This is a genomic window from uncultured Veillonella sp. (assembly GCF_900545795.1).
In the GTDB taxonomy this organism is placed as follows: domain Bacteria; phylum Bacillota; class Negativicutes; order Veillonellales; family Veillonellaceae; genus Veillonella_A.
Genome location: NZ_URAR01000013.1, coordinates 19,455 through 33,488 on the forward strand (window position 1 = coordinate 19,455; position 14,034 = coordinate 33,488).

At 35.5% G+C, this 14,034-nt stretch carries 11 protein-coding genes and 1 tRNA gene; 5 read left to right on the top strand and 7 right to left on the bottom strand.

What is annotated here, in order from left to right; translation table 11 throughout:
* Positions 1 to 231 precede the first annotated feature (231 nt).
* From pflB to pflA, 3 genes are all read left to right on the top strand, one after another.
* Positions 232 to 2,376 (top strand): formate C-acetyltransferase, encoded by a 2,145-nt coding sequence (gene pflB, locus QZR90_RS07070; RefSeq protein WP_295790241.1) that lies wholly within the window; start codon positions 232 to 234, stop codon positions 2,374 to 2,376.
* Position 2,377: 1 nt separating this feature from the next.
* Entirely contained in the window at positions 2,378 to 2,617 is a 240-nt protein-coding gene (gene grcA3 / locus QZR90_RS07075; RefSeq protein ID WP_295790242.1) for an autonomous glycyl radical cofactor GrcA3, read from the top strand.
* Between the two features lie 193 nt (positions 2,618 to 2,810).
* Entirely contained in the window at positions 2,811 to 3,581 is a 771-nt protein-coding gene (pflA, locus tag QZR90_RS07080) for a pyruvate formate-lyase-activating protein (RefSeq protein WP_295790244.1), read from the top strand.
* Here the strand turns inward: pflA and QZR90_RS07085 are convergent.
* From QZR90_RS07085 to cas9, 7 genes are all read right to left on the bottom strand, one after another.
* Entirely contained in the window at positions 3,556 to 4,257 is a 702-nt protein-coding gene (locus tag QZR90_RS07085; protein ID WP_295790245.1) for an RraA family protein, read from the bottom strand. The genes pflA and QZR90_RS07085 overlap by 26 nt on opposite strands.
* Before the next feature lie 317 nt (positions 4,258 to 4,574).
* Positions 4,575 to 5,261: a hypothetical protein gene (locus tag QZR90_RS07090; protein ID WP_295790247.1), complete on the bottom strand. Its 687-nt coding sequence runs from the start codon at positions 5,259 to 5,261 to the stop codon at positions 4,575 to 4,577.
* A 78-nt stretch (positions 5,262 to 5,339) separates the two neighbouring features.
* Positions 5,340 to 6,032, bottom strand: a complete 693-nt coding sequence (locus tag QZR90_RS07095) for a metallophosphoesterase (RefSeq protein WP_295790249.1) — start codon at positions 6,030 to 6,032, stop codon at positions 5,340 to 5,342.
* Between the two features lie 563 nt (positions 6,033 to 6,595).
* The gene (csn2, locus tag QZR90_RS07100) at positions 6,596 to 7,270 is read right to left on the bottom strand and encodes a type II-A CRISPR-associated protein Csn2 (RefSeq protein ID WP_295790251.1); all 675 of its coding nucleotides are present in this window, start codon (positions 7,268 to 7,270) and stop codon (positions 6,596 to 6,598) included.
* On the bottom strand, positions 7,267 to 7,587 hold the full coding sequence (cas2, locus tag QZR90_RS07105) for a CRISPR-associated endonuclease Cas2 (protein ID WP_307984889.1): 321 nt from the start codon (positions 7,585 to 7,587) through the stop codon (positions 7,267 to 7,269). The genes csn2 and cas2 overlap by 4 nt, the downstream gene beginning before the upstream one ends.
* Positions 7,577 to 8,452 (bottom strand): type II CRISPR-associated endonuclease Cas1, encoded by an 876-nt coding sequence (gene cas1 / locus QZR90_RS07110; RefSeq protein ID WP_295790255.1) that lies wholly within the window; start codon positions 8,450 to 8,452, stop codon positions 7,577 to 7,579. The genes cas2 and cas1 overlap by 11 nt, the downstream gene beginning before the upstream one ends.
* A gap of 163 nt (positions 8,453 to 8,615) precedes the next feature.
* Complete coding sequence (gene cas9, locus QZR90_RS07115) at positions 8,616 to 12,839, bottom strand: type II CRISPR RNA-guided endonuclease Cas9 (RefSeq protein ID WP_295790256.1); 4,224 nt, start codon at positions 12,837 to 12,839, stop codon at positions 8,616 to 8,618.
* 633 nt (positions 12,840 to 13,472) lie between these two features.
* Between cas9 and tadA the strand changes: the two genes are divergently transcribed.
* Both tadA and QZR90_RS07125 read left to right on the top strand, forming a co-directional pair.
* Entirely contained in the window at positions 13,473 to 13,946 is a 474-nt protein-coding gene (gene tadA, locus QZR90_RS07120; protein WP_295790258.1) for a tRNA adenosine(34) deaminase TadA, read from the top strand.
* Positions 13,925 to 14,016: transfer RNA gene (locus QZR90_RS07125), tRNA-Ser, on the top strand. Before tadA ends, QZR90_RS07125 begins: the two co-directional genes overlap by 22 nt.
* The last annotated feature ends 18 nt before the right edge of the window (positions 14,017 to 14,034 follow it).

Consider the following 14,034-nt stretch of genomic DNA (forward strand, 5'->3'; position numbering starts at 1 on the left):
CTCTTCTTCACGTGCCCTACATCTTTACACAGTTAATTGTTTAAAATCATTTTATTTCTTAACATAAATTATTAACAAAATACTCTAAAACATGTTGCTATATGGAATCTTTTATTTTAAGCATTCATCTAATCGAAAATAAGTATCATTACATATATTGTAATATACAATATTTCAGTATACACTTAGGGTACATTATTATTCTTAGTTATCCTTAGTGGAGGTGCTAATATGCAAAATGCTGCATGGAAAGGCTTCATTACAGGTGTATGGGATAAAGCTATCGATGTTCGTGACTTTATCCAACGAAATTATACCCCCTATGTTGGGGACGATTCATTCTTAGTAGGTCCCACTGAGCGTACGGTAAAACTTTGGGACGAAGTATTGCGTCTATATAAAGAAGAAAAAGATAAAGGTGGCATTCTAGACGCTGATACTGATGTGGCTACCTCGGTTTCTTCTCATGGCCCTGGTTATATCATTAAAGACCTAGAGCAAATTGTTGGTCTTCAAACAGACAAACCTCTTAAACGCGCCATGTTCCCTTATGGTGGTCTTCGCACAGCCAAAATGGCCCTAAAGGAATATGGTTTTGAAATGGACCAACAGTTAGAAGATTTCTTTAAAAAGCATCGCAAAACACATAATGATGGTGTATTTGATGTATATACACCAGAAATGCGTGCTGCACGATCTGCTCACATTATTACCGGACTTCCTGATGCATACAGTCGTGGCCGCATTATTGGCGATTATCGCCGCGTTGCCCTCTATGGCGTAGACCGCCTAATCGAGGAAAAAGAGCTTGAATTTAGTATCACCATGGGCGATATGACTGCTGACACAATTCGCAATCGCGAAGAAATCCGCGAACAAATTCGCTCCTTACAAGAATTAAAGGAAATGGCTCTCTCCTACGGCTTTGATATTAGCCGTCCTGCGGAGGACACAAAAGAAGCCATTCAATGGTTATACTTTGGCTATCTCGGTGCTATTAAAGAGCAAAATGGTGCTGCCATGTCCATCGGACGTAACACTGTCTTCCTTGACATTTATGCGGAACGCGACTTACAAACGGGGCGCTACACAGAAGAAGAAATCCAAGAAATGGTCGATCATTTCATCATGAAACTTCGCATGGTACGCTTTGCTCGCATTGTAGAGTACAACAACTTATTTACTGGTGATCCTGTATGGACTACAGAATCTATCGGTGGTATGGGCTCTGATGGTCGCCCATTAGTTTCTAAAATGGCCTTCCGTTATCTTCACACCTTAACAAATCTAGGCCCTGCACCAGAACCAAACTTAACTGTACTCTGGTCACCTCGTCTACCAGAAGGCTTCAAGCGTTTCTGCGCGAAACTCTCCATTGAAACCTCCTCCATCCAATATGAAAATGATGAGTTAATGCGTCCTAATAGTGGCGATGATTATGCTATTGCTTGCTGCGTATCACCTATGCGGATCGGCAAAGAAATGCAATTCTTTGGTGCGCGCTGTAATTTAGCCAAATGCTTGCTTTACGCGATTAATGGTGGCATTGATGAGAAATTGAAAAAGCAAATTGGACCTAAATATCGCCCAATTACCTCGGAAGTTCTCGACTTTGATGAAGTCATGGAGCGCTTCGACGATATGATGGAATGGCTAGCAGGCGTATATGTTAACGCCCTTAACATCATCCATTATATGCACGATAAATATGCCTATGAAAAACTTGAAATGGCACTCCATGACCGCCAAGTAAAACGTTGGTTTGCTACCGGCATTGCTGGTCTATCCGTCGTAGCTGACTCCCTATCAGCTATCAAATATGCTAAGGTTAAACCAATCCGCGATGAACAAGGTGTCGCTATTGATTTTGAAATAGAAGGGGATTTCCCTAAATACGGCAATGATGATGATCGCGTTGACGAGTTAGCTGCCACAATTGTGTCAGCCTTCATGAACAAAATTCGTAAACATCCAACCTATCGCGAAAGCGTTCCTACCATGTCCTTATTAACTATTACATCTAATGTAGTATATGGTAATGCCACTGGTTCTACGCCAGATGGCCGTAAGCAAGGTACACCATTTGCACCAGGTGCCAATCCGATGCATGGTCGCGATTCTCATGGCGCCGTCTCTTCTATGGCCTCTGTGGCTAAAATGCCGTGGCGCGATTGTAGCGATGGAATTTCCAACACCTTCTCCATCATTCCTGATGCACTAGGTAAAAATGGCGAAACCATGATTCGCATGAGTGATTTAGACTTAGATTTAACCGATATCTTAACTAATGATATGCCTACTGGTTTGCCGGTAAACAATGAAAATCTAGCTTGCCGTGAACCAAATGTTAACCTTACTGATAAGGAGGAAAAATAATATGAGCAACCAACAACAAATCGACAATTTAGTAGAATTATTAGATGGCTATTCTGAAAAAGGTGGTCACCATCTTAATGTCAATGTATTTGACCGTGACATGTTACTTGATGCACAAAATCATCCAGAAAAATATCCGCAATTAACAGTACGCGTGTCTGGTTATGCCGTTCATTTTAATAAATTAACGAAACAACAACAGGACGAAGTCATTTCTCGTACCTTCCACGAGCAAATGTAATGCTATAGCCTCCGTGCCCATTCGGTTCTAAAGAATCTATGCACAGGCTTAGATTAATAAATACAATAGGCTCCCCAAATATGAGGAGCCTATTTAGCGTCTATTTAGTTTTTAGCCAACTTCTTTTTAGTTTCTATCCATCTTACATTTTAGCTTCTAACTTACTTTTTCGATTACACAAGAAAGGCCGGTTATGATTGGACGAATTCATTCATTAGAAACCATGGGCACAGTCGATGGTCCTGGCGTACGAATGGTACTATTTTTGCAGGGCTGCCCACTCCGCTGTGCATACTGTCACAATCCCGATACTTGGGATGAGCAGCAAGGGAAAAATATGACCATTGAAGACATATGGTCTCAATTTGAGCGAAATAGGAGCTTTTACAAACAAGGCGGCCTCACGGTTACAGGCGGTGAAGCCTTATTACAGCTGCCCTTCTTAATCGAATTATTCTCCTATTTTAGAGACCGTGGCGTCCACACTTGCTTAGATACCAGTGGAATTTGTTTCGACGAGTCACAAATCGAGGACTATGAACGACTTATGGCCGTCACTAGCTTAGTCATTTTAGATATCAAAGAAATTGACGACCTGAAGCACCGCACATTAACAGGGCAAAGTAATGCCGCTGTATTTAAATTTGCCCATTTTGTAGATGCTCATAAAGTGCCGCTCTGGATTCGTCATGTAGTAGTCCCTACCATAACCGACAATCGCGACTCTTGGTATCGCATTGGCTTTTTCTTAGGATCTTTACAGAATCTAGAAACCATCGATTGTTTACCCTATCATGTTATGGGCGCTTCCAAGTACGATGAGCTGGGCCTTACCTATCGTTTAAAAGGCATTCCACCAGCCTCAAAACAATTAGCCCAAGAAGCTAGCAAAGTCATGATTGAAGGTATCAAGGCCTATCGACGCCATTGGTGGAATCCTATCGACTATATGCAGCGTCAATAATTTCAGTGCCTTGCTCTTTAATGGCTTTTTCAACCCAATCACGATCAACAGTTCCAGTTAAAGCTGCATGTACATTAGCCGCATCTAGCGCTTGCTTTTCTTTTGCCCCTTCAAGAACTTCGTCTGCATCATTGTAAGGAACTACAATAACACCATCGCGGTCCATAACGATAATATCGCCTGGATCTACAGCAATGCCACCACAAGCAATTGGTGTGTTAATTTCACCAGTGCCATCCTTATATGGGCCTGCTGGATTAGTCCCAGTTGCATAAATAGGTAAAGTCAAAGATTTAACTGCATCACTATCACGAATAGGACCATCAATAACTACGCCGGCAATTTTCTTGTAAATGCCATAGGCAAACATGATTTCACCCATAAGTGAACGGTAATCATTACCACCATCATTGGAAATAATAATCACATCGCCCTCTTCGGCCATATTCAGTGCTTTATGAATCATCAAATTATCACCACTACGCGCTTTTACGGTTAAGGCACGACCTACTGCAATAGGTTGAGTCGGAGATGATTTCAATGAAATGCGAGGATGTAATGCACTTAAGCGTCCCATGCAATCAGCAATATTTGCTGTTGGAATTTGCTTAAACTCTTCAAGAATTTCATTACTCACTAAAGGTCTTTTCAAAAATACACGATTACCAACTGCCATACTATCCACTCCTTTAAACAAAAATATATCAAAATTAACTTTCAAGCCAGCCCTGAGAGCTAGTAACTATTACTAATTACTAGCAACTAACAGCTACTATTTAACAATTAACCAATACTAATAAACGGGTAGTAAGTGATATGTAACTACTAACTACTAACTACTAACCACTAACTGCTAACACGTAACAACTATAACTAGCAAATAGTAGTTAGTTATTACTGCCTAGCTTACATGAACATAAAGTGTAACATACTTTAATTTTTTGACAGACTAAATAAGGTGCCTATATAGGCACCTTATTTTTATAGCTGTAATTATTTAGTATAACCAATCGAAGCGGCTAAGCGTTTCATCGTATCATGAAGCTGTGGCGAATCCATTACATCTACATAATCAAAGGTTTCTACATTAGAAGTTTTTAACGTTTTTGTATTGTAATTTACACGATACTTAGCATAGTACATTTTATCAGTATTTAAATCATACGCTAAGTAGCGAGAGAATGCTTTGTTGTCCTTATTATCTAAGAAGCCATAGCTAGTAAGAATCAATAAGCCATCATCTACACTAACTGGCTCTACATACATGCGCAAGCTTTTATTAACAAAGCCTGTGTTTTGTACAAATTTAGATACATCAGTAAAGTTAGCTTTAATATGCTCTTTTGAGTAAGAAGCTGGAAGATTTGCCTTATTAGTTAAAACGATTGGCATTTCACGATTACCCAGTGCTTTTTGAGCAGCTTCAGCATTATTCTTTTGAAGCTGATCATTAATTTGTTTATTAATAGCTGGCAAATTTTTATTAAAGCGATCTTGGATTAACTTCGCTAAATATTCTAATTGCTCACGGCTATACGTACCATCAGCAGCCGGTTTCATACTAATTGGCGCCGTTGTAGTATCTGCAGCACTTACTGCGCCCGCCCCTACAGCTGTAGCGGCAAAGCCTAGTACAGCAGCTACCATAACGGATTTCTTTATTCCTTTTACTAATTTCATAGCATCGTCTCCTTTTTATAACAATAGATTACAAATTATATTTCAACTAAGATTGGCACAAAGTGCAAATCCTAGTATTTAACAATCGACTAGAGGCACAATATCCTCATAAATCAGCCGCGCCTTTAGCTCCTCATGAGTAATTTCATCATGAAAATGTCCGAAGAACCATTTTTTATAAGTCATCTTTGGCCAAATTTCACTTAAAAAATTAGCTGTCAAGCAAGGCATATCTCGGCCTAATAATGTATGCAAATACATAGGCTTAAACTGTAATGGCGCGGTATGAGTAATTACATAATCAACCGTCCAATTACAAGATTCTAACGTGTCCAAAGCATGCGCGCGCTCCTCTTCAGAGCAAACTTCTTGAGGCCACCACGAAATCCGCGGCTTGCGATACTCTTGGTCAGTGCTCGTAGCGCCACCAAAAGTAAAAATGCTATGCCCCTCAATATTGTATAGTTCACCACGCATTAAATGGTAAATACCCTTAACATTTTGAACACGTCCACCCCATTTTTCTTCTATGGGAAACTTTTTAAGCATATCATAATTTTCATGATTGCCATCTACATAGCAAGTCGTAAATGGCGCATCAGCTAATAGTTTTAATAACTTATCATCCTTAAAATGACGAGCACTTTGACGAGGCCACCAAGGCAATCCAAAATCGCCGGCAATAAGTAAAATATCCCCTTCAGACAAAGTCGCCCTATACTTATTTATCTGTACACGCTCACCATGCAAATCCCCAGTTACATAGATCATAGTTACCCCCTCACTTACATATTCAATTTCACTATATTTTAATTATAACAAATAAAGATGAATAAAAAATAAAGAAGGGCCTGGCCCTTCTTTGGATCTAAATATATAAAGTGAAAATACGGAATAAAAAGTTTTGGCTATAATGGGATAGTTGGGGTTTACACTACGATAAAAAGCTCTAACATATCCTATTCAAGCTAAAATTAATTTTACTTTTAAACTATGACGAAATGTTACAAATAGGAAATACTATTATTTAGATTTCTATTTGTAGACTAGTATTTAAAGATTCTGCTTTAAAAGTCGTCTAAATACTCTGACTGATATACTACTCTTAAACACTCACTCGAGCCATACTCCTATTGCTGTTGTTTTAGACTTTTGCACTACGATCAAACCTATGGCTGCCCCTATGAGAAAAGAGCTCCATTTTAGATATCTAGTTTATACACTACTCTCAAACCCCAAAGTGTATATCAATCCACGGATATACACTTTGGGGTAGAAAGAATTTTCAGGCCTACTAACCAGATGTAAAAGTATAAGAGTTCTATTCTTGCATGTTAAAATATGCAATATTCACTATCTACAGTATATACGATTTCAGTAAATTTCACAATTTCAACTAATTCTGCTCTATTTTTTTCTATGCATAAAACTGGTATTTTTTTACTCAGTAATGTTTCAAAAAATAGAGTTACTTCTTCAGCAGACATTATACTTCTAACATTTAACAAAATTACTAATTTAGGATGTAATAATTCCATCACAACATCTACAAAAAAAATAGTTTGCTCTATTAAGTCAAACGCACTCCCATCAATCTTCACTGCAGCCATTTTAATCAGATCAACAGCAGAAATATTCTCATTATGTACTAAATTAAGTGGAACCGCATCTTCAATTATAAGTAAAAGCTGTTGTATTTTATTGTTAATTTCAAATAAATCACCCATATTTTCTTGTGCAATTAACGTTAGCCTCTGATGTAACTTCGTCAACAATGTTCTATTGGAAAAATCTAAAGAGAAAAAGTCAGTAATCATATATACATCTTTTTTCCATACATACTCTACTCCGTGTTCAGATAAACTCCAAGAGGAGAAATGCCCTTCAATACTCTTTATTAACTCATTTATAATGTTTCTGTATATAAGTGCATCTTCAATGACCAATGTCGTAACATTCTCCTTCGATAATTCTACAGTTATGTCAAGACCTGTATTCGTAAGTTTCATAATATTACCAACCTATCTGTTGAACTAACCAAATCAGAATGCGACTCCCCAGACAATGTCTCCATTTTTAAAAATTGTTTCTCCGTAATCACTAACATCTGTACTAGCCCTTCACTAGGTTTATTTTTTCTAATATGAGTAGTTACTTTTTGAGCCTCTGAATTATTCAAGACTAACTTTATATATATAGACTCTTGTAACATATAAAATCCCAAGGATAATAAAAATTTCCTAAAATTTCTATATACTCTCTTATCTTCAGATGTTAACACTGGTAAATCAAACATTACAAATATTCTCATATATCTATAGCTCATATTCTACTAACCTAATCATCTCTATATTATTTTCTGTAAGTGCATCACAAATACTTTTACAATAAATCCGAATAGCATTACTTAAATGTTGGACGGTTCCATCTATTTTTACTTCTCTATTCAACAAATCAACTAAAGATATCTTATCTTCCTTTGTAAAATTATTATGATCCATGCTAACAACAATCTGATCCACTAAGCCTCTTAAAGGCTCAATTAAATCGCTTGAAAAATTAAAAGGATTAAATTGATTGCTATGCCCAATACCGAACTGCGTTAGATATCCCATAGCAACTAATTCCCTATTTATAGCTGACAGTAGTATAGCATAGCCATAGTCTAATGCTGCATTGATATTGCTATCATCATCCCTACAAAACAAATTCCCAAACAGCGCATTAAAATATACCTTTGCAGCATGACCTTCTCTAGATGATTCATCATTTAAAAGTAATTCATTTACATAAGATTCCAACAACTTATGTTCTTCTTTTCCTTGTGTTTTTAATAATCTTCGTTGATTATTAATCTTTTCTCTAAGTAATTCGGTCCATATCAATTTTTGAAGGTCTTTATTCCAGCCTATTTGTTGTCTACACCTAAGTGATGTATTATGACTTCCATATAAAGGCATTATTTCTCCAGAGGGATTGTATTTCTCATCACATATAATCACCTTTACTTTCTCCTGAATTAATCTATTTAGTAGTGCTGCTGTCATACTTATTGCAGTCGAAGCAATCATAAGAACCTGAATTTCATCAATATATACTCGTTCTAAATTTAAATCACGACGTATAACTAAATAATTCATTTTTAAATCTAATTTTGCTCGTCTAGTTATAACTACTGTTCGCCATCCCATACTACTATACCCCATTCATTTTTATATACATTATTTCAACTTTTCCCTGCTCATCTACTCTGAACAATATAAACAAAAAGAGCTAACCATAAAGCTAACTCTTTTTGCTTGTAAAAATCCCCCTTTTACTATAGGCTCTGTTTGTTCTTCAATAATATTACAGTTACTTCTTCTTTTCTATAATCTTTACTTCTTCCTCATATAAACCTGTTACAGATTGATTAAAAATAGAAAAACTATTAACCCGGGTCAAATTTCGTGACATTTCTGGTTGAGTCCATTTCTTTACTTCTAATCCCGGAAATTCATAACCTTTCTGTATATCCCGATTCATAAAAGCAACTAAAGACATCAAAACTTCACACTTCATTTGAAGTTCTTCAATAGCAATAAATCGCTGTCTAGTAGCACTAGTAAACACTTCATCCACATTATTACCTTTTAGTTTTCTAAAGATGGGCGTCTTTAATTTTTTAATCAAAGAATCATAGCAATCTAATAGAAGTTCATCATTTATCAACTTTCTGTTTGGCTGATATTGACTATTTCCCTTTACATTCACTAGATATCTCTCTGCTTGCTTTAATGTTTTAACAATATTGTCATCCAAAACCAGACTAACTGCTTGTTTTAAATACATTCTAGCGCCATCTTTACCACCCAAGTAATATAAAAAACCATTATATTGGATTAACGCAGATCGATATAAATGCTTGTATAAAATCTTAACGTTTATACATCCTTCTATTTGTGATTTTATATACACTTTTAAATCATCATCAGTCTTAATTTTTAGTGAATCAATAACTGGCACCAACACAATATGTACTTCGTCTACTTCTTTACCACGTTTATTTATTTTAGTAATTTTTGCTACAGTCCCATACTTGGTAGCTATTCCTGTATACCCACCATATTTTGCCATATCTTTTAGATATGATTTTGTTTTAAGTGGTCGACTGCCATCTAAATTTACATCACTCGCTTTTATTATTGTTTCTTTATAAAATCCCCCTTTTACATCTTCCCATTTTTTCACTACTAGAACACTATTTTTCTTCATTACGTTTTCAACTACATTAAGACTTGTATCAGGTCTCCAAACAATTTTATTATTCGCTTTTACAGCATATTTAAATACCGTAGTTAAATTATATAATGAAAAAACTCTATTTTTCTTTTTATCTTTATCTTTTAGTTTTTCTTTAAGTTTTTGAATCCGTAGCCTTGCCTTTTTAATAAAATTAACTGGATTCTTGGTAAATTTCTCATGTATAACATTACCTACTACAATATTTAGATATGCATCTTTTCCATGATGTTGGTTGTTCAACGTACGCCACTTTATAAAATTATATTTATTTCTAAACCAACTAACATCTTCCGCTTTAACATAACATATCTCTGTATTAGGTAGTAAGCGACGTAACAATTCTGTTATTGCCTTAATAGCTTGGTTAGTTTCAACCAATTGTCGATTAATAAAATCAGCTAACTCTTCATTACTTAATGGTGTTGTACGCGTAAGGCGAGCATATTTTTCTTCTGAAATTAAATTATTTTTTAATAATCTTTTCCAGTGTGCTTTATTTTTTTCTTGCCAGTCAGAAAACACAGGATAAAAATTCTTCTTATCCTCATTTTTCTTTTTTTCAACTAAAACTAAATTATTAATACTATCATCTTTGGTTAAACTTCGTGGATAAATATGGTCTATTTCATATAAGTCTGTAAAAATCTCATCTACAGAATTAATAGGATTTCCACTATACATGCACCGCCCCATTTGTTGATAATATAACAACAAACGTTTAGATTGAAATTCTCCTACATTACGAGATTCAATATCCGCCTTCCATTTTTCTTTTTCTTCTGCTTCATTCTCATATGCAGTTAACAACGCATTTTTCCTAGAACTCGTTTCCTTTTTTGGTGCTTTATTAGTCCGTGCCACCTCAACAAATACTTTTTTAGGTACTCCATTCTTAATCTGAATAATTTCTCTTAAAATTTTTAGAGTTTGCCAAACAGACCGCTTAACGGCTGGCGATATCCATAATTCATCAACAATACGATAAGATAATCCATCTTCTAAGCTGAACTCTGACTCATCAATAAATTGATCATTAAAACTCTTTACTTGATCAATATAAGTATAATGAGAGCTTAATAGTTCCATCAATGTTAGGGGCTGCTCTCTCATAGCTGTAATTATATTCATAGGCATAAATGTGGCATTTTCTTTCTTTTCACCATTCAAGCCATGTAAAAATTTATACGACAATCTCCCCCAGTCCTTGTATTTTAAATTACTAATATCTTTAATTTGTTTATCTGATAAGCTACCTTTTAATAACTCATCCGTTTGCAACCGCTCTCGTAATATCCCCTTAGCATCCCCAAACAAAGTCACATAATAAATTATTTTCTCTGCCTTTACTATGTCAAAACCATCCTTTAAAATATCCTTCATATCGCGATATGACTTTAAGTCCGTTTTAATTTCTTTATTAATACCTGTCAGTACTAAGTTTTTCTCATTCTTATACTCACCAAGCGACTTTAAGGCTTCTTTTAAACGTCCTTCAGTTATCTTTCGTGCGTTCTTTTTAAAAACTGTTTCTATTAATGCAATTTTGCTCTTAGTTTCAATCGGCTTATTATTACAACGAATCATATTTAATTCATTTAGAAGCATAAACTCTGTATATAAGAGCGATTGTTTAGGCAATACATCTTCGCCCCTTAAATAAGTACACTTATTCGTTAAATTATTAATAAACGCTTCTGCTGAAGCAGCCTCATCGATTTTGTCACTAAAATTCCACGGTGTAACACGCCCTGCTTCTTTACGAACAACCCAAGAATATCCATTTTTGCCAACTTTATGGGTCGGATTAAGGGGCCCAATATAATAAGGTGTTCTAAAATCTACTAGTTTTTTTAATTTATCAGCAATACTATATCCATCTGAATCTGTATCTAATAAAAATGAAAACTTCTTACTAGCTTGAGCAATAATAGCATCTAATTCTTCCAAATGCACCTGAAATGGGACCGTTCCATTTTCAGGCCCTTTTTGTAATGGCAAATACTCATTCATATCCATAGCCTTTAGAATTCTAGATTTTAAATCTGAATCTGGAAGAAAGCCTAATTCCTTATTTAAGTTTTTATAAAAATCTTCTTGAGAACAAACTACTGCATTAGGATTCTTATTAATATATGTCACATAGTTGCAATGTTTTACTGACTTTGCTGTTCCACTTTTCTTAGGTTTATCAACAAAAAGTCGTTTATAAATAGTTCTATATTCTTTGGCCCTTAACACCCTTTTTATTTCTTCTAATTGTTTATGATGCTTCTTATATAAATCAACTTTATTTTCAGAGAAACCTTTTCCGTTAGGTTTCATTTTATGTAAAACTAAAATATCATTAACTACTTTACAATTATCAATAAGGGTAATCTTATCTCCTAATAATGCTGCATACTCATTTCTCTGTTCAGTATAATCTTTTGCACCAAACTTAAAGCTATTTTTATCATTCCCCAATTCATCTTTTAACTCTGGTTCTTCAAAAACATCCGCCAATTTACCGGTCAAACCAATCATAATATTAACTAAAGCTTCACTAGATTTCTTTTTTGCTTCAGTAAAAAGCTTTTTAGCTTGAGATACACGGTCCTTCCTACTTAAGGAGTTATCTTGTAAAATTATCGCAATGTTACTAGCAAGTTCTTCTATATGTTTCTCAATATCAGCATCCTCTATATTTTTTTCGCCCTCAATAGCTTCTATAAAGTCTAATTTTATAACATTCTTTATAGCTTCCGTCAAACTACCACTACCACTAAAGTCTTGTCCTTCATATAAAAAGTTACCTCTACTTTTTACAATATGATGAATAGCCAAAAAGAGCTCCCGAATATCTTTGGGTGGTCTTTGCATTAATTCATAACGCAAATGATAAATTGTTGGATAATCTTTATGAAAATCCTTATCAGTGTAATTTTTGTCATTGAATAGAAAATACTGCCCCTTAGTATTTTTACTCTTATCTTCCTGATGGGCTTGGCTCTCATGGAGACGTAAATAAAAATACGGATCCACCTTCTTAATCTCGTCATCAAATAACTCTTCTAGCAATGTCAGCCTAAATTTGCGTCGATTAGAACGCCGACCTGAACTTCGCTTAATGCGACGTTCTGAAGCTGACGCGCCCTCTACAAACAGCCGGCTCCCCCACATATCTTTGCCCTTAGCCTTGAGCAATTCATAATTTTCATTAGTAACTGCCCAACCAACAGAATTCGTACCAATATCTAGACCAACAAAATATTCGTCTATTTGATTTTTCTTTTTCTTGTCCATCTTATTCTTCATATTCTCCACCTTATTCTTATCCTTAAATATACTCACATACTTACAAATTTTTCCTCTAGTCCACTCCCCTCTATAGTAGCGCCCCCTGCACCCCTATAGATAGTCTTTATTTGAACAACTATGCAACTAAGTCCTTTAATAGTCTTTGTAAAATACATCAAACAAGCAAAATTAAAGAAAACAAACCGCATATCACAAAGTCTAGATAATCTAATCACCATGCACGTATTTTAATTTATTTTTGATTTTATCACTCAATTATCTATTTTTAGCAATTGACATTTTTCTAAAATCCTTCTATTATATACATGAAGTTAGTTTTAGATACTCTAACTTTTACACTACTAAGTTCAAATAAAGATTTATCTACATTGCTCCTTCGGGAGTGCCCATCGTGGGCTTTCTATTTGAACAATGGCTCAGGTTCTTATGAAGCTGAGCTTTTTTATTTGTTCAAAATGATTTTGCGCCTATATAAAATCACTGAAAATTTATTGATATAAATCAACTTATTTCAATTATACGCCTTTGATATGATAAAAACAAATACTTATTTCCCATTTTTATCATAATTATAAAATGTATAATCTTAATCACACCACGACCTCATCTTTAGAAAGCAGGTGCCCCATTATGACCGATCAAGAGTATATGACAGAAGCTCTAAAAGAAGCACAAAAAGCATATGACATGGGTGAAATTCCAATTGGTGCTATTCTCGTCCATGAAGGAGAAATTATTTCACGCCATCACAATCGCCGCGAATGTGACCATGATGCCACGGCTCATGCAGAAGTTTTAGTTATTCGCGAAGCCTGTCAACTCCTTGAACGGTGGCGGTTGACCGGGTGCACGCTTTATGTTACTATAGAGCCATGTCCCATGTGCGCTGGTGCCATTATCAACAGCCGTATTGACCGCGTTGTATATGGTAGTAGTGATTATAAGGGCGGTGCCGTAGAGTCTTTATTTAATGTCCTCACACATCCAGGCCTCAATCATGAGCCTGAAATATTAAGTGGCGTATTAGCTGAGCAATGCAGTCAAATAATGAAAGACTTTTTTAAAGAACGGCGTAAAAATAAGGAGAAGTACCCAAGAGGCTGAAGGGTCCGCACTCGAAATGCGGTAGGTCGGCAAAACCGGCGCGGGGGTTCAAATCCCTCCTTCTCCGCCAAGCATTTAATCTACAACT